We start from the raw sequence: 16,018 nt of genomic DNA, 5'->3' as shown, positions 1-16,018 counted from the left end.
CTAAATACTTTCCAGGCAGGTGTAACACGGCTTTTCGAATGCCCCTGTGCCAACCGGCCGACAGCCGAAACTTTTGCCAGCGGCTACAGGTCACCTGAAGACCATTCCCCATCAGGAAGCACGGCCATGCCACGGGCAATATGGAAAGGCGCAATCAGCTTCGGCTTGGTACACATCCCCGTGTCGCTGGTCTCGGCCACCTCGGCCCAGGGCGTGGATTTCGACTGGCTGGACAAACGCAGCATGGACCCCGTGGGCTATAAGCGCATCAACAAGATCACCGGCAAGGAAGTCACCGAGGACAACATCGTTGGCCATTGCGCTGTTCATGACACAGCAACTGCCGGAGCGTTTTACCGCCACCAGCGGCCCCAAAAACCGCATCGGCAAGATCTTTATCGACTACCTGCGCAATGGCCGCGGTGCCAGCACCGTCGCCGCCTATTCGGTACGCGCCCGCCCGGGGCTGCCGGTTTCCGTGCCCATCAGCCGAGATGAACTCGACAGCCTGCGCAGCGCCCAGCAATGGAATGTGACGAATTTGCAGGCGCGCTTAAACAGCCTGAAAGCTGATCCCTGGGCGGGTTATGCCAACCGCCAACGGCTCAGCAAGAAGATGTGGCAGAAACTGGGGGCCCAGCCGCCAGAATAAAGCCCCCCGCCGATGGCAAGGGGGCTGATGCTCAGATCAGGATAAAAATCACTGCCAAACCGGCAAAGATCGCCCACTTTTCCAGGTAATAGCGGGTGCGGTTACGCTTTTTCAGCTCCTTGCCCCGCAAGCGGATCTTGTACAGGCGGGTGAAAGCGCGGTTCAAGCCACCGGTCTTGTCCCCGGCATCATTGGGTGAGCCGGCGGCCGCCATGACGTTGCGGCTGAACCAGCGATTGAACGCTGCCGCCCAACGATATTTCATCGGTCGCTCGATATCGCAGAACAGAATGATACGGTTTTGCGCCGTGGTGTTTTCGGCGTAGTGGATGTAGGTCTCATCGAACATCACCGCTTCGCCGTCACGCCAGTAATAATTCTCACCGTCCACGTTGATGTAGCAGCCTGGATCGTTGGGCGTATCCAGCCCCAGGTGGTAGCGATAGGAGCCAGCATAAGGATCGCGATGGCGGACCAGCCTGGAACCTGGCGGCAGTTCGGCAAACATCGCCGCCTTGATCGAGCCGATACTTTGCACCAGCTCGGTAGTGCGCGGGCACAGCTTCATGGCCGAGGGGTGACTGTCGCCGTACCACTTGAGGTAGAAACGCTTCCAGCCCGATTTGAAAAACGAGTTGAAGCCAACGTCGTTGTATTGGTCGGAGCGCTTGATCTCGCCGGCGCGCATCAGGTTCTGGCCTTCCTCGCGGATCTCCTGCCAATGCTCCTGGAGCGGGCTCAGGTCGGGGAAGTCACTGGGGGCAAGGTACGGCCGGCCGGGCAGCTTGGAGAACAGGTAAAGGAAGCAATTGACCGGGGCGAGGAAGGTGGAGTGGTCGCTTAATTGACGGCCCAGCTTATGTCGCACCCGGCCACGCAGATGGACATACGCAATGGACGCAACGTACAGAGCAACAATAATGAGTTTCACGAGAATTCGTCACATATCAGAAGAGTACAGGCTGCTCCGCCAGGCCCTACCGGGCTGGGGATGGAAAATGCAGCACCTGAAATCACAATTCATTAACAGACCCACGACCGTCTTGGAGACAATTCGGATAGTGGCCAATGGCAGTTATTTTAGCCATAGTTTGTAACCAAAGGTTAACTAAGAATTGTGAAAAGGTGTCTTCCGACTGTATAGCCGCGCCACCTCGAGCGAGCGGTGGCGGGAGTGCCGGGCTGCGACGCAGCCCGGAAAAGGTCCGGTGCGACTCAGCCCAATGGCGAGTCATCCTTGCGTTCACGCCGGGTAAAACGGTCATCATCCAGGCCTGAATAGGCCACAGTCTGGCGCCGCGTCAAGACCAGATGGCGAACCAGCGCAACGAACATCCCCAGCAGCAAGCCGACTGCCAGGCTCAATGCAACCGCCAGGACTTTTTTCGGTTTGATAGGGCTCAGCGGCTCTTGCGCGCGCCGGTCAATCGTCACCAGTTTCAACGCACTCATATCAATATTCAGGCCACGCAGGCGTGCCACTTCAGCACGCAAGGGCTCGACGTCCTGCAGGAAAATATCTTCATTGCCCCGCCGCTTCAGGACTTCGACTTGGCGATTGACCTCCAGCAGTTGCAGCTCCTTGCCGATTTCCGCAACACGGCTACTGGTGAAGTCATCGCTGGTCCGCTGCTGCAAAGCCCTGCGCTCGGCTTCGAGGGCGTCGGTGCCGAGGAAGTACAGGGGAATCTGCTGATTATTGACCTCGGTACGCATCACCTGACTGGAGCCACTACGCCCGGCATCGGCCATAGACGAGGGTGTGGTCGGGCTCTTGATACCCATGGACTTGGCAATCGAGATCGCTTCGTTCAACTCTGCCAGGCGGTTGGAACGCTGCATTTTCATCTGTAGGCGCAGGGCACTGAGTTCATCTTCCAGCTGTGCGCGTTTGAGCTTGTCGCCCTCCAGCAGCTTGGCGATCTTCGATTCCTTGTCGGTTTCATAATTGGAGCGCGCTGCATCAATCTTGCCCTTGAGCTCGGTGAGGCGGTTGTTGACGATCACCTTGAGGTCGGCGCCCACCTGCTCACGCTCTTGCGCAATGGCGTAGTCGACAAAACCGTTGAGAATCGCCACCCCGTCAACGTCCGTGGGGTATTGCAGCTCAAGACGAATATAGCTGCTCAGGGAGTCGGATTTTTTCGGGTCGGGCAGGATCAGCTTGATCGAGTTACGGTTGAACGCTTCAAAACTCTGTTCAAGGCTGCGCCCTGGCTCCTGAAACGCCTGGAACAACGCCGGGTTGGCCTTGAAGAACCCCAGTCGCGCGTCATACGAGTCCAGTTGCGCGCCGACTTTGGCCAGTGCGTCCGCCGGCGGCAACTTATAGACTTCGGAGCGATTGAGGGCATCCAGCTCATTGATAGCCGCCGGGCGCAGCACGCTGCTGACCTGGTACTCACGGGGTGCCAGCAACGCGTAGCCAACGCCAATCAGGCCGGCAAACAGGGTACAGCCGATAACCAGTTTCTTTTGTCGCCAGATCGAGTGGAACAGATCAAATAAATCAATTTCATCGGACACCACGGGGGCTTGCACCTGGGGAGTTCTGTTCAAAATGGGGACACCCTTTTAGAAGTGGACGCTGGCTGCCCACTACACAATAGATCTGAATAACCAACTGAAAATACAGGGACAACGCCCTGGATATGGCCAGTACGACACGAGGCAACGGTCATCCGACCATTGCGTCACTGAAAAAATCCCTACCCCATTCAGATTGTTTTCCTTCAGAAAAAATAATGTCGTATAAGGCATTGATCAGCGTAGACGACATATCGGAAAACATCGGGATAACGACATGTCAGAACCGCTTTAAATAGCTGCTGGCAAAGGAAAAACCGACCGGGACAGACCTTGAGGAAGTTTTCTGCCATACCTTTGAACGGAATTTGCCAGGGCGCATTGCTGCTGTGGGCGGTCCCGCCATTTATGCCTCATTAAAAAAGGAATTTTTATATGCCCACGTCCCCTCCCCGCACCACGCCGTGCCCGACCGAACAGGACAAACAAGCCCTGCAAGGCACCTGGGAACAAATCGCCCTGGAAGACAGCGGCATCGCCAACCCACCGGATGAACACAGTGCACCCGGCGCGCTGACCACAATCGAGGGGGATCAGTTTCGGGTCATGACCCAAGATGGCGAGGTATTACTGCAGGGCAGTTTTACCCTGGACGCCAGCACCACGCCCAAGAGCATCACCTGGATCGACGCCATCGGTGCCGACGCCGGAAAGCACCTGCCCGCCAGTTACACCCTGGATGATGAGCGCTTCGTGTTTATCGCGGCGGATGAAGGCATGCCCCGGCCGACGCGTTTCAGTACGACGCCAGGGCAGACAATGCGCACTTTCGTACGCCGGTCATGAACGGATGAGGGGCATTCGTTTTTGCGACAGGATTTTCACGAAGTATTCACGTTTGGCGCGCTAGGTTAGACCCAACTCCTCAGATGAATCCCTTGGCCCGCCGCCCCAGCGGGCCTTTTTTTTGCCTTCAGGCCGGGCGCTTGACGGCGGTCAGGGTGTAGCACATCGGCAGTTGCGCCGGCTGGTTCTCGTACTGGTCGTAGAGCTCTTCGCGATTGGAGTGCGGGTACTCCTGCAGGTGGCTGATCTGCAAGCCTGCCGCGATGGCCGCGCTGACAACCTCGCCTAAGGTGTGCACGAACCAGTAAGACGCCGCGACTGCGCTGTTACTCGGCCCCTCATAGACAATCGCCTCGTGCTGCACAAAAGGCTCGCGGCGAAAATATGAGGTGACCGGCAGCATCGGGTTCGGCGCTGCGGGGTCGAACACTTCCAGGATCGGATGAGTCTCGTAGATCACCAGCGTCCCGCCGTCTTTGAGGGTGCTGGCGACATGCCCCATGAATAGCCCGATATCCGGCATCCAACCCAACACCCCGATGGTGATCAGGGCGATATCAAAACGCCCCTGCAACCGCTCGGGCAAATGATGAATATCGGCTTCGATAAACTCGGGCGCATGGGGTGAGCGACTGGCCAGCTCCGCCGCCTGTGCCAGAAATGCATCGGACTGGTCGACCCCCACCACACTGCTGGCGCCCAGCCCATACAGCGACAGGCTTTCACGGCCGTTATTGCAACCCAGTTGCACGGCGTCCCGCCCCTTGACGCCCACCTGCATTAACAGGGTGGTCAGGGTGGGATCCAGGCAGGAGAAATCAGGCGCGCCGACATCCGCGAGCAGGCTTTGCCAGTGCTCGGTAGCTTTGTGGTGTTCGGCGGATTCGTTCCAGGCGGCCTTGTTGCTGGCGATTGCCTGTTGAGCAGACAGCGTGTCCATTGCGTCTCCAAACCATTGAACGTGCGCAACACGATGGCGATGAGCGTCGTCAAGAAAACAGAAGGGAGTCCGCCCCGCACCGACAGCCTCGCCATCCTTGAACCGGTAAAGAGCCATCACTGCAGGGCGAACGCTGGAAACTTAATCCACGGTCATTGCATGTTCAACTGTTAACAAACACAGATCGGACGGCCGATACAGTTTCGATACAACTCGATGCTTTTTGTAAGGATTTCCGCAAAAAAAAGACAAACCAGGCACTTCCAGCGGCCCGACACGCCTGCCTGTCATATAACTCACGCCGCACATATGCGACAATGCGCGCCAAATTCCAACATACACCCCATATTTTCTGCTCGGCGACTGGGCTTCACGCCTTGATGTCGCTGTTGACGCATGCCCGTTGGCCCGGGCTCCGAATGGGTCCCGGCCCAAATAAGCGCACCCCAAGCTATTGATAGGTAAAGTAATTGATCTCCACAGCTAACATCACCATGCAGTTCGGCGCCAAGCCGCTGTTTGAGAACGTCTCGGTCAAGTTCGGCGCCGGTAACCGTTATGGTTTGATCGGTGCCAACGGTTGCGGCAAGTCGACCTTCATGAAAATCCTCGGTGGCGATCTCGACCCGTCCGGCGGCCAGGTCATGCTGGAGCCGAACGTGCGCCTGGGTAAGCTGCGCCAGGATCAGTTCGCCTACGAAGAATTCAATGTCATCGACACCGTGATCATGGGTCACGAAGAGCTGTGGAAGGTCAAAGCCGAGCGCGATCGCATCTACTCGCTGCCGGAAATGAGCGAAGAAGACGGCATGGCCGTGGCCGAGCTGGAAACCGAGTTCGCCGAAATGGACGGCTACACCGCCGAATCCCGTGCCGGTGAACTGCTGCTGGGCCTGGGTATCGGCATCGAGCAGCACTTCGGCCCGATGAGCGAAGTGTCTCCAGGCTGGAAGCTGCGCGTATTGCTGGCCCAGGCGCTGTTCTCGGATCCGGAAGTGCTGCTGCTCGACGAACCGACGAACCACCTGGACATCAACACCATTCGCTGGCTGGAAAACATCCTGACCCAGCGTAACAGCCTGATGATCATCATCTCTCACGACCGTCACTTCCTGAACAGCGTGTGCACCCACATGGCTGACCTGGACTACGGCGAGCTGCGCCTGTTCCCGGGCAACTACGACGAGTACATGACCGTGGCGACCCAGTCCCGCGAGCAGTTGCTGTCGGACAACGCCAAGAAGAAAGCGCAGATCTCCGAACTGCAATCGTTCGTCAGCCGCTTCTCGGCCAACGCCTCGAAAGCCAAGCAGGCCACTTCCCGCGCCAAGGCGATCGACAAGATCCAACTGGCCGAGGTCAAGCCTTCGAGCCGTGTGAGCCCGTTCATCCGTTTCGAACAGACCAAGAAACTGCACCGCCAGGCGGTCATCGTCGAGCGCATGGCCAAAGGCTTTGACGGCAAGACCCTGTTCAAGGACTTCAGCTTCCAGGTTGAAGCCGGCGAGCGCGTGGCGATCATCGGCCCGAACGGTATCGGCAAGACCACCCTGCTGCGCACCCTGGTCAACGAACTGACCCCGGACGCCGGTAGCGTGAAGTGGACCGATGCGGCCGAACTGGGCTACTACGCCCAGGACCACGCCCACGACTTCGAAGACGACGTCACCCTGTTCGACTGGATGGGCCAGTGGGCTCAGGGCGAACAAGTGATCCGCGGCACCCTGGGCCGCATGCTGTTCTCCAACGATGAGATCCTCAAGTCGGTCAAGGTCATCTCCGGTGGTGAGCAAGGTCGCATGCTGTTCGGCAAGCTGATCCTGCAAAAGCCCAACGTGCTGGTCATGGACGAACCGACCAACCACTTGGACATGGAATCCATCGAGGCGCTGAACCTGGCGCTGGAAAACTATCCGGGCACGCTGATCTTCGTCAGCCACGACCGTGAGTTCGTATCGTCCCTGGCCACCCGCATCATCGAGTTGAGCCCAAGCGGCGTGATCGACTTCAGCGGCACCTATGACGACTACCTGCGTAGCCAGGGCGTGGTGTTTTAAGGGCCGCCAATAGCGGTTAGCCACACGCTGCAAGTAAAAGCCCCGTCAGCAGTGACGGGGCTTTTTGCATTTCCAGGCTCGACCAACGGCGCGTCAGGGCCGATGATTGTTAGCCTGCTTCCTTTTCTTCCAGGCCCTTGCCATGATGCGTTCACCGCCCTGCCGCGAATGAGCCTCCATGCCAGCCGCCCCCAGCTCCCTGTCGATCACCCTGCAGATCGTCTCCATCGTCTTCTATACCTTTATCGCGTTTATCTGCATCGGCCTGCCGATTGCGGTGATCCCAGGCTACGTCCATGAACAACTGGGTTTCAGCGCCGTGGTGGCCGGCGTAACCATCGGTTCGCAGTACCTGGCCACCCTCCTCAGCCGCCCCATGGCGGGGCGCATGTCGGACAACGTCGGCACCAAGCGCGCGATCGTGCTGGGCTTGAGCGGTATCCTGCTCAGCGGTGTCTTGACCTTTTTCGCCACGCTGCTGCACAGCCTGCCCAGCCTGAGCCTGGGGATTCTGCTGGTCGGTCGCGTGTTGCTGGGCGTGGCCCAGGGCCTGATCGGTGTCGGCACCATCAGTTGGTGCATGGGCCAGGTCGGTGCCGAACATACCGCGCGCTCGATCTCCTGGAACGGCATCGCCTCCTATGGCGCCATCGCCATTGGCGCCCCGCTGGGCGTGGTGATGGTTGCGCAATACGGTTACAACAGCCTCGGTCCCACGCTGGCCGTGCTGGCAGCCCTGGGCCTGGTGCTGATCCGCAAAAAAACCTCGGTGCCGGTGGTGCGCGGCGAGCGCCTGCCGTTCTGGGCGGTGTTCGGGCGGATCGCGCCGTTTGGCGCCAGCCTGTGCCTGGCGTCCATTGGCTACGGCACCCTGACCACCTTCATTGCCCTGTTCTACCTCAATCGCGGCTGGACCGGCGCCGCCTGGTGCCTGACGGTGTTTGGCCTCTGCTTTATCCTCTCGCGCCTGCTGTTTATCTCGAGCATCAGCCGTTTTGGCGGGTTTCGCGCGGCGATTGCCTGCATGACCCTGGAAACCCTCGGCCTGACCCTGCTGTGGCTCGCGCCCTCGCCCGCCATTGCCCTGATCGGCGCCGGCCTCACCGGGTTTGGCTTGTCGTTGGTGTACCCGGCACTGGGCGTCGAAGCCATCAAACAGGTGCCCAACAGCAGCCGGGGCGCCGGGCTGAGTGCCTATGCGGTGTTTTTTGACCTGGCGCTGGCGATTGCCGGACCGCTGATGGGTGCGGTGGCGTTGAACCTGGGCTACTCGTGGATTTTCTTTTGCGCGGCGCTACTGTCCGTCACGGGCCTGGGCCTGACCTGGCTGCTGATGCGCCGGGCCTACTGATCCGCAGTCTGCATCCCGGCCCGCGAGTGCTGGCCAAGGGTGCGACTGAAAAATCGTCCGGCCTCGGAGATCAGGTCGCGGTGAATACCCTCGCGGTCCACCCCATCGGCATCGGTACAAAGCGCCGGCATCAGCGCCAGTTGCTCGTCATCGCAAGGGGCCATGAAGATAAAGTGCCCAGCCCCGGCCAACAGTTTGAAATCCGGCGGCTGCGGCAGCTTGCGCGCCAGGGCGGCGGCGTTTTTATCCACGGCTACCAGCTTGTCGCCATCGCCGCTATAGAGCAGCACCGGCACATGCACGTCGCCCAGGGTCTGACGACCGAACATCAGGCTGAGCGGCGCCATCAGCATCAACGCGTGGATCCGTGGGTCGGCCTGGGGTTGCAGGTCATCACGGTCGGCCACCAGCTCACCCTTGGTGGTACAGGCGTCGCGGTCTTCGGGACGCTCCTGGCAATAGCGGCGCAAACGCTCGAGATCCGGCTTGGCCCCGGCCAGGATCAGCGCCGTCTCGCCGCCCGCCGAATAGCCGATCACCCCTACCTGGCCCACGTTGACGAACGGCGACAGCATCGGGTCGCCCAGGGTCGCGGTAATCGCCGCAGAAATCTGGATCGGCCGGCCATACAGGTTACTCAAGGTACCCAGGCGGCTGTGGTCCTTATAGTTGTCGCCTGGGTGCAGCACGGCGACCACCACAAACCCCTTGCGCGCCAGCGACGTCGCCAGGTCGTGCAAAGCCAGGGGCGTGCCGGTGTTGCCATGGGACAGCATCAGCAACGGGAAGCGGCCGATGGCGACCTTGGCGTCCTCGGCGGCGGCGACGCGATACGCCCCCACCTGACTGAGATGTTCATCACCCGTGGACGGATAAAACGCGATGGCTTTCATCGGCTGCGAATCCAGCGGGTCAAGAAAGCTCATGCGGTGATAGCCCACGCTCCAATGGGGGTGCGGGGCGACAGCGGCGTGCACTGAAACGAGGCCGCCGAGCAGGGAAACCAGCAAGACTGCACAAAGACGCATCATGGGGATGTCCACCTGTGCTGGGTGACGCCTGCAGGCCGATGCAGCCTCGGGCGGTATGACCCGGTGTTGCATAAGCTGCGCCATATTCGCCGGTTCAAAACAAAAAACTCCGTATTCCGCCGGCATTGAAGCTAGCAGAATACAGAGTTTAGACAGCCCGAATCAGATTGAAAGACGCTCGTGCTTACGCCGCGACGAACAACTGCTCGCTGATCAGCGCATTGGCATCGTTCAATGCCTTGCTGCGTGCTTCGTCACCATAGGCCAGGCCGTGGGCACGTACGAACTCGATATCAGTGATACCGAAGAAGCCCAGCAGCACTTTCAAGTAGTCCTCGTGCCCGACGCCGGTCGGTTGGCCAACGTGCAGGCCACCGGCGGTGGAGACCACGATGACTTTCTTGTTGCCGCACAGGCCTTGCGGGCCGGCTTCGGTGTAGCGGAACGTCTGGCCAGCGACGGCAATGCGGTCGATCCAGGCCTTGAGCTGGGTGGGAATGGTGAAGTTGTACATCGGCGCGGCGATAACCACCGCGTCGGCAGCCAGGAACTCGGCCAGGGTCGAGGCGCTCAGGTCGGCTTCGTGCTTCTGTACGGCATCACGCAACTCGGCGGTGGTGCCCAACGCGCCCAGGGTAATCCCGGAAAAATGGTTGATACCTTCGCTGGCCAGGTCACGGTAGGTTACTTCCACACCCGGCTCAGCCGCTTGCCAGGCCTTGACCACTTTGCCGCTCAACTGGCGGGATACCGAGTTGTCACCGAGGATGCTGGAATCAATATGCAAGAGTTTCATGTGGGATCTCCAAGTGAGGATCGCCACCGGCGATCTGATGGGAAGGATCCTACAGATCAATCCAATAGCCGATTAGCCGGTTAAAATGCGATAGTTCGTCCCACTGACAGGACAATAGGCCCAACATGCAAGACCTCAATGACCTCTACTATTTCGCCAAGGTGGTGGAAGCCGGTGGCTTCGCGGCGGCAGGCCGGCTGCTGGGCATCCCCAAGTCGCGGCTGTCGCGGCGCATTGCCGAACTGGAAGAGCGCCTCGGCGCCCGCCTCTTGCAGCGCACCACCCGGCAACTGACCCTGACCGCCGTCGGCGAACGCTACCTGGGGCACTGCCAGGCGATGCTGCTGGAAGCGGAAATGGCCGACGAAGCCGTGGTCAACATGTCCAGCGAACCCCGGGGCCGGCTGCGGGTCAGTTGCCCGGTGGGCCTGGCCCACGAAATCCTGCCGACGGTGGTGGCGCAATTCCTCGCGGCCCACCCGCTGGTGCAACTGGAGATGATGCTGATCAATCGCCGCGTCGACCTGGTGGCCGAGGGTGTAGACGTAGCTTTGCGTGTGCGCGAGTTGGGGGACGAAGACCCACTGCTGGTGACCCGTCGCCTGCGTCAGGCGCAGACGGCCATGGTCGCCAGCCCCGAGTTTGTGCGCGACCGCCAGATCAACAGCCCGGCCGACCTCAAACACCTGCCGGTATTGGGCGCCCTGGAAGCCGACCGTATGGTCCACCTGCGCATGCTCGACCCTGCCGGCAATGCCACCGACCTGGCGATGGAGGCCCGCCTGGGCATCGACGACTTCCTGGTGCGCAAGGCCAGCGCCCTCGCCGGCCTGGGCTTCACCGTGCTGCCCATGATGTATTGCGAGCAGGAGCTGGAAAGTGGCCAACTGGTGCAACTGTTGCCCGAGTGGTCGCTGCCCGGTGGCTGGCTGCAAGCGGTGTACCCGCATCGACGCGGCGTATCCCCAGCGGTGCGCGCCTGGATCGACTTTCTGGCCCATGCCTTCAACAGTTGCGGAGATCGACTGCTATGAGTACCCGGAGCATGACCGAAGACGACGTCGCCCAGTTCTGCCTGGGCTTGCCCAGTGCACGGGAGGATTACAAGTGGGGCGGTGTGCGGGTGTTCTCGATTGCCGGCAACAAGATGTTCGCCCTGCAGAACCTGCGCGGCGACTCCCTGGCGTTCAAGGTCGACAAAGAACTGTTCCTCGGCCACGTCGACCGCCCCGGCATCCACCCGGCGCCGTACCTGGCGCGGGCGCAGTGGATCATCATGCAGGTGCCCTACCCACTGGGCGGCGAAGAGCTGCGCGGCTTGCTGCAGCGCTCCCACCAGTTGGTGGTGAGCAAACTGCCCAAACGCACGCAGATCGGCCTGAGGCTGGACGAGTAAGCCAGCCCAGGTCGTCTTGGACACACCTTGATCATCGAGACATGCACAGCCCCCTGTGGGCGCAGCTTCGCTCTCAAGCCCCGCGCGGCTAGAAGACTGCCAGCAGCGTGCCACCCAGAAACAACCGATCAATCCAGAACACCTGGTGCAGCAACACAATCAGCCAGAACACCACCTGATAAGACACCTTGCGCGTCTTGTGCCGGAACACCTGCTGCGCAACCAAGGCCCCCGGCCAACCACCAGCCAGCTCCATGGCATGCAGGATCTTCTCCGGGGTGCGCCAGCTATCGCTCTGGGCCTTGCGCTTGTCGCTCCAGTACAGGCAAAACGTCACCACGCTGACCAGGCCATAGGCCGCCAACGGGATCAGCGACACCCCGCGATACGCCAGCAGTGCCGCGCCAAACAACGGCACGGCACACAACAGTGCAAACACCACAGCCTTCAAGCGCAGATGCTGGACTGTCATCACGCCTTGGCCGCCGCCCAGTCAATCCAGCCGAACTGCCAGGTGGCCAGGATCAGCAAACCGAACGCAATGCGGTACCAGGCAAACACTGCATAGCTGTGGCTGGCGATGAACTTGAGCAAGCCACGCACTGCAATCATCGCGAAGATGAACGAGACCACAAAACCGACGGCAAACACCGGCAGATCCGCAGGCTGGAACAGGTCACGGTATTTATAGCCCGAGTACACCGCCGCCCCGACCATGGTCGGCATCGCCAGGAAGAACGAAAACTCGGTGGCCGTCTTGCGCGACAGGCCAAACAACAGGCCACCGATAATGGTCGAGCCGGAACGCGACGTCCCTGGAATCATCGCCAGGCACTGGGCAAAGCCCACTTTCAAGGCGTCTTTCCAGGTGATGTCATCGACGGTTTCGGCATGGATGACATGCTCGCGACGCTCGGCCCACAACATGATCACCCCGCCGATCACCAGCGCAGTGGCCACCGTGATCGGGTTGAACAGGTATTCGTGGATCAGGTCGGCAAAAATCACCCCCAACACCACCGCCGGCAGGAAGGCGATCAGCAGATTGACGGTAAAGCGCTGGGCGTTGCGCTGGGTCGGCAGGCCGGTCACCACGTCGAGGATCTTGCGCCGGAACTCCCAGACCACCGCCAGGATGGCGCCCAGTTGAATGATGATGTTGAACGCCATGGCGCGCTCGCCACCGAAGTCGAGCAAGTCAGCGACGATAATCTGGTGCCCGGTACTGGAGATCGGCAAGAACTCTGTCAGCCCTTCGACAATGCCAAGTATCAATGCCTGAAAGGCGGTCCAAAGATCCATTATTCCCCCAAAGGTCATGCGACGGCATGCCTCGTTGATATTTTCTAGGTGTTCACTAACGATGAGCACGCGGCAAGGCTGCGCGCAGGATCAAGGCTGACCTGCAAAAATTCTGTGAAAAATCAGGCAGTACTCAGGTTTTTTGATTCCGGGCCGAAAGCCTATCAGACAAGCCCGAATTTCGCTTCGCGTTATCACTGGCCGATCAACGCAGCACCGAAAATTATAAGAACGCGGAGTGACAAGACTATGAACAGTTTGCGCAATATGTCGATCAGTCGGCGCCTCTGGATGATCCTGATAGTCGCCGTGTTGATGTTGATGACCCTGGGTTTGTTGATGCTCAAGCAGATCCACGACGACCTCTACCAGGCCAAGAGCCAGAAAACCCAGCACGTAGTGCAAACTGCCAGCGGGATTCTGAATTTTTATCACGGCCTTGAAACCACCGGGGTGCTGACCCGCGAAGCCGCGCAGAAACAAGCCCTGAGTGTGGTGCGCGGTCTGCGCTACGACCAGAACGAATACTTCTGGATCAATGACCTGACGCCGGTGATGATCATGCACCCGGCCAACCCCAAGCTCGACGGCCAGAACCTATCGGCCATCCGCGATCCGGACGGCTTTGCGATCTTCAATGAGTTCGTCACCCTGGCCAAGGCCAAGGGCGTCGGCATGGTCGATTACCGCTGGCCGAAACCCGGCGCGGCTGAGCCCGTGGCCAAGACCTCCTATATCCAGTTGTTCGAACCCTGGGGCTGGATCATAGGCTCCGGCGTCTATGTGGACGACGTACAGGCACAATTTCGCGGCCAGGTCTGGAAAGCCTCGCTGATCGGCCTGGGCATTGCCCTGATCATGGCCCTGCTGGTGGTGCTGATTGCCCGCAGCATCGTGCGCCCGTTGCAGGAAGCGGTACAGGCCATGGCCAACATCGCCAGTGGCGAAAGCGACCTGACCCGCAGCCTCGACACCCATGGCCAGGACGAAGTCACGCAACTGTCCCGACACTTCAACACCTTCACCGCCAAACTGCGCCAGGTGGTCAGCCAGTTGCAGGTGTGCGCCAATGCCCTGGCCCAGTCGTCCGCCGAGCTGGGCAACAACGCCAGCCAGGCCCATGACCGCAGCCAGCAACAATCCCAGCAAATGGAGCTGGTGGCCACCGCCATCAATGAAGTGACCTACGGCGTCCAGGACGTGGCCAAGAATGCCGAGCACGCCGCCAGCGAAATGCGTGACGCGCAGACCCAGGCCGAACAGGGCCAGGTCAATATCGACGGCAGCCTGCAACAGATCGACGCGCTGTCCGGCACCATCAGCCAGGCGGTGGAAGTGATCCGCACCCTGTCCACCGAAAGCACGCAGATTGGCGGGGTGCTGGAGGTGATTCGCTCGATTGCCGAGCAGACCAACCTGCTGGCTCTCAACGCCGCCATCGAAGCGGCCCGCGCCGGCGAACAAGGCCGTGGTTTTGCCGTGGTCGCCGACGAAGTGCGCCTGCTGGCCCAGCGCACGCAAAAATCCACTGCCGAAATCCAGAACATGATCGAGCGCCTGCAAGGGCATTCCGAAGCAGCGGTCAAGGTCATCAGCGACAGCCACCAGGCCTCGCAACTGACCATCGAACAAGCCGGTCAGGCGGGCGCCAGCCTGAATGCCATCGGCCAGGCCCTGCGCAACCTCAACGGCCTGAACGCCTCGATTGCCAGCGCGACCCTGCAACAGGCCCACGTGGTGGAAGACATCAATCAGAACGTGACCCAGGCCGCCGGCCTGTCCCACAGCACTGCGCTCGCGGCCCAGCAATCGAGCGAGGCCAGCGTGCATCTGAAGGACTTGAGCGAAGAACTCAACGGCCTGCTGCGCCAGTTCAAGGTCTAGCCCTCCTCCCGGCAGCAGCCCGCTCGCCACAGCGAGCGGGTTTGCCACAGCAATCCTTCTTCCCATAATTAGCCCCCGGCCTGGACAGGATTTTGCCCGGCCGGTTGGGTACAATCGCCCTCCTCTTCGACTCTTCCAAGGAATCCCATGTCCGGGCTTGAACTGTTTGCCGCCGCGCTGGGGGTGATTGCCGTCTGGTTGACGGTCAAGCAGAACCCGTGGTGCTGGCCGATCGGCCTGGTCATGGTGCTGCTGTACACCTGGGTGTTCTTCGAGGTGAAGCTGTATTCCGACATGCTGCTGCAAGTGGTGTATGCCGGCCTGCAGGTCTACGGTTGGTGGCAATGGACTCGCGCCGGCGAGGTCAAGCAAGGGCGCCAGGTCAGCAGTCTTGGCAGCCAGGCGATCCTCCTGAGCCTGACGGTTGGCGCAGTCGGCAGCCTGTTGCTGGGCGCCGCCATGGCACACTGGACCGATGCTGCACAACCCTGGCTGGACGCCGCCCTGACCGGCTTCAGCCTGGTGGCGCAGATGTGGATGGCGCAAAAACGCGTGCAATGCTGGGCACTGTGGATTGTGGTCGATGTGATTTTTGTCGGCCTGTTTGTCTACAAGGGGCTGTACCTGACGGCCGCGCTCTATGCCCTGTTCACAGTGATTGCCGTACAAGGCTGGCGCGAATGGCGCGCCGATCCGGCGTTGCGCACATGAAGGTGCTGGTGATGGCAGGCCCCGAGTCCAGCGGTAAAAGCTGGCTGGCCGAGCAGTTGCAGGCGCATTTCGGTGCGGTGCTGGTGGGCGAGTATGTGCGCTATTTCATCGACCACTACCAGCGTGATACGACCCTCGCCGACATCCCGGACATCGCCCGTGGCCAACTGGCCTGGGAAGATGCCGGCCGTGCCCGGCAGCCGCAACTGCTGATCCTCGATACTCACCTGCTGACCAACAAGCTGTGGAGCCTGACGCTGTTTGGCGATGCCCCCGCGTGGCTCGACGAGGCACTGCTGGCCCGCCATTACGACCTGCACCTGTTGCTGTCGCCCGAAGGCATTGGCTGGACCGCCGACGGTCAACGCTGCCAGCCGGACCTGGCCGACCGCCTGGCCTTCTTCCAGGCCAGCCGCGACTGGCTGGAGCAGCATCAGCAACCGTACAAGGTGATTGGCGGGGATTGGCAGGCACGCCATGACCAGGCGTTTGCCGCCGTGGCACACCTGCTCGACCAATAAAGCCC

Annotated in this window: 16 protein-coding genes and 2 pseudogenes; 10 read left to right on the top strand and 8 right to left on the bottom strand. The window is 60.5% G+C overall.

What is annotated here, in order from left to right:
* Positions 1–83: 83 nt before the first annotated feature.
* Positions 84–245, bottom strand: coding sequence for a hypothetical protein (locus tag PSH73_RS11820; protein ID WP_240435990.1), 162 nt, complete (start codon positions 243–245; stop codon positions 84–86).
* Here PSH73_RS11820 and PSH73_RS11815 point away from each other — a divergent pair.
* Positions 181–312, top strand: a pseudogene (locus PSH73_RS11815) (Ku protein); the annotation flags it as partial. The gene PSH73_RS11820 and the pseudogene PSH73_RS11815 sit on opposite strands and share 65 nt — an antisense overlap.
* Position 313: 1 nt before the next feature.
* A pseudogene (gene ligD / locus PSH73_RS11810) lies at positions 314–652 on the top strand (ATP-dependent DNA ligase); the annotation flags it as partial.
* A 31-nt stretch (positions 653–683) separates the two neighbouring features.
* On the opposite strand, the gene lpxO reads toward ligD, so the two are convergent.
* Together lpxO and PSH73_RS11800 are read right to left on the bottom strand one after the other, a co-directional pair.
* A complete protein-coding gene (lpxO, locus tag PSH73_RS11805) occupies positions 684–1,583 on the bottom strand; it encodes a lipid A hydroxylase LpxO (protein ID WP_057440106.1) in 900 nt (299 codons plus the stop codon).
* A 284-nt stretch (positions 1,584–1,867) separates the two neighbouring features.
* Positions 1,868–3,211, bottom strand: coding sequence for an LPS O-antigen chain length determinant protein WzzB (locus tag PSH73_RS11800; RefSeq protein ID WP_305462559.1), 1,344 nt, complete (start codon positions 3,209–3,211; stop codon positions 1,868–1,870).
* A 402-nt stretch (positions 3,212–3,613) separates the two neighbouring features.
* Between PSH73_RS11800 and PSH73_RS11795 the strand changes: the two genes are divergently transcribed.
* Positions 3,614–4,024, top strand: a complete 411-nt coding sequence (locus PSH73_RS11795; RefSeq protein WP_169990086.1) for a TIGR03067 domain-containing protein — start codon at positions 3,614–3,616, stop codon at positions 4,022–4,024.
* 127 nt (positions 4,025–4,151) lie between these two features.
* On the opposite strand, the gene PSH73_RS11790 is transcribed toward PSH73_RS11795, so the two are convergent.
* A complete protein-coding gene (locus PSH73_RS11790) occupies positions 4,152–4,964 on the bottom strand; it encodes a bifunctional 2-polyprenyl-6-hydroxyphenol methylase/3-demethylubiquinol 3-O-methyltransferase UbiG (protein ID WP_057959744.1) in 813 nt (270 codons plus the stop codon).
* Between the two features lie 470 nt (positions 4,965–5,434).
* Here PSH73_RS11790 and PSH73_RS11785 point away from each other — a divergent pair, with 470 nt between their 5' ends.
* Together PSH73_RS11785 and PSH73_RS11780 are read left to right on the top strand one after the other, a co-directional pair.
* Positions 5,435–7,021, top strand: coding sequence for an ABC-F family ATPase (locus PSH73_RS11785; RefSeq protein ID WP_071610063.1), 1,587 nt, complete (start codon positions 5,435–5,437; stop codon positions 7,019–7,021).
* 178 nt (positions 7,022–7,199) lie between these two features.
* Complete coding sequence (locus PSH73_RS11780) at positions 7,200–8,372, top strand: MFS transporter (RefSeq protein WP_305462556.1); 1,173 nt, start codon at positions 7,200–7,202, stop codon at positions 8,370–8,372.
* On the opposite strand, the gene PSH73_RS11775 is transcribed toward PSH73_RS11780, so the two are convergent.
* Together PSH73_RS11775 and PSH73_RS11770 are read right to left on the bottom strand one after the other, a co-directional pair.
* Complete coding sequence (locus PSH73_RS11775) at positions 8,366–9,403, bottom strand: dienelactone hydrolase (protein WP_198799229.1); 1,038 nt, start codon at positions 9,401–9,403, stop codon at positions 8,366–8,368. The genes PSH73_RS11780 and PSH73_RS11775 overlap by 7 nt on opposite strands.
* Positions 9,404–9,587: 184 nt before the next feature.
* Positions 9,588–10,199 (bottom strand): FMN-dependent NADH-azoreductase, encoded by a 612-nt coding sequence (locus PSH73_RS11770; protein WP_120732939.1) that lies wholly within the window; start codon positions 10,197–10,199, stop codon positions 9,588–9,590.
* 125 nt (positions 10,200–10,324) lie between these two features.
* Between PSH73_RS11770 and PSH73_RS11765 the strand changes: the two genes are divergently transcribed.
* Positions 10,325–11,233 (top strand): LysR substrate-binding domain-containing protein, encoded by a 909-nt coding sequence (locus PSH73_RS11765; protein ID WP_057440099.1) that lies wholly within the window; start codon positions 10,325–10,327, stop codon positions 11,231–11,233.
* Positions 11,234–11,244: 11 nt separating this feature from the next.
* A complete protein-coding gene (locus tag PSH73_RS11760; protein ID WP_057959745.1) occupies positions 11,245–11,595 on the top strand; it encodes an MmcQ/YjbR family DNA-binding protein in 351 nt (116 codons plus the stop codon).
* Between the two features lie 88 nt (positions 11,596–11,683).
* On the opposite strand, the gene PSH73_RS11755 is transcribed toward PSH73_RS11760, so the two are convergent.
* Both PSH73_RS11755 and PSH73_RS11750 read right to left on the bottom strand, forming a co-directional pair.
* Positions 11,684–12,067, bottom strand: a complete 384-nt coding sequence (locus PSH73_RS11755; RefSeq protein WP_057959746.1) for a DUF1294 domain-containing protein — start codon at positions 12,065–12,067, stop codon at positions 11,684–11,686.
* Positions 12,067–12,897, bottom strand: a complete 831-nt coding sequence (locus PSH73_RS11750; RefSeq protein WP_057959747.1) for an undecaprenyl-diphosphate phosphatase — start codon at positions 12,895–12,897, stop codon at positions 12,067–12,069. Before PSH73_RS11750 ends, PSH73_RS11755 begins: the two co-directional genes overlap by 1 nt.
* Positions 12,898–13,146: 249 nt before the next feature.
* On the opposite strand from PSH73_RS11750, the gene PSH73_RS11745 reads away from it, so the two are divergent.
* From PSH73_RS11745 to PSH73_RS11735, 3 genes are all read left to right on the top strand, one after another.
* The gene (locus tag PSH73_RS11745) at positions 13,147–14,781 is read left to right on the top strand and encodes a methyl-accepting chemotaxis protein (RefSeq protein ID WP_057959748.1); all 1,635 of its coding nucleotides are present in this window, start codon (positions 13,147–13,149) and stop codon (positions 14,779–14,781) included.
* Between the two features lie 147 nt (positions 14,782–14,928).
* On the top strand, positions 14,929–15,492 hold the full coding sequence (gene pnuC, locus PSH73_RS11740) for a nicotinamide riboside transporter PnuC (protein WP_057440095.1): 564 nt from the start codon (positions 14,929–14,931) through the stop codon (positions 15,490–15,492).
* Positions 15,489–16,013: an AAA family ATPase gene (locus PSH73_RS11735; RefSeq protein WP_057959749.1), complete on the top strand. Its 525-nt coding sequence runs from the start codon at positions 15,489–15,491 to the stop codon at positions 16,011–16,013. The genes pnuC and PSH73_RS11735 overlap by 4 nt, the downstream gene beginning before the upstream one ends.
* Positions 16,014–16,018: the final 5 nt, after the last annotated feature.

Origin of the sequence: Pseudomonas sp. FP2294 (assembly GCF_030687625.1) — a bacterium.
Classification (GTDB): Bacteria; Pseudomonadota; Gammaproteobacteria; order Pseudomonadales; family Pseudomonadaceae; genus Aquipseudomonas; species Aquipseudomonas shahriarae.
This window is presented reverse-complemented; position numbering and strand designations above follow the sequence as displayed.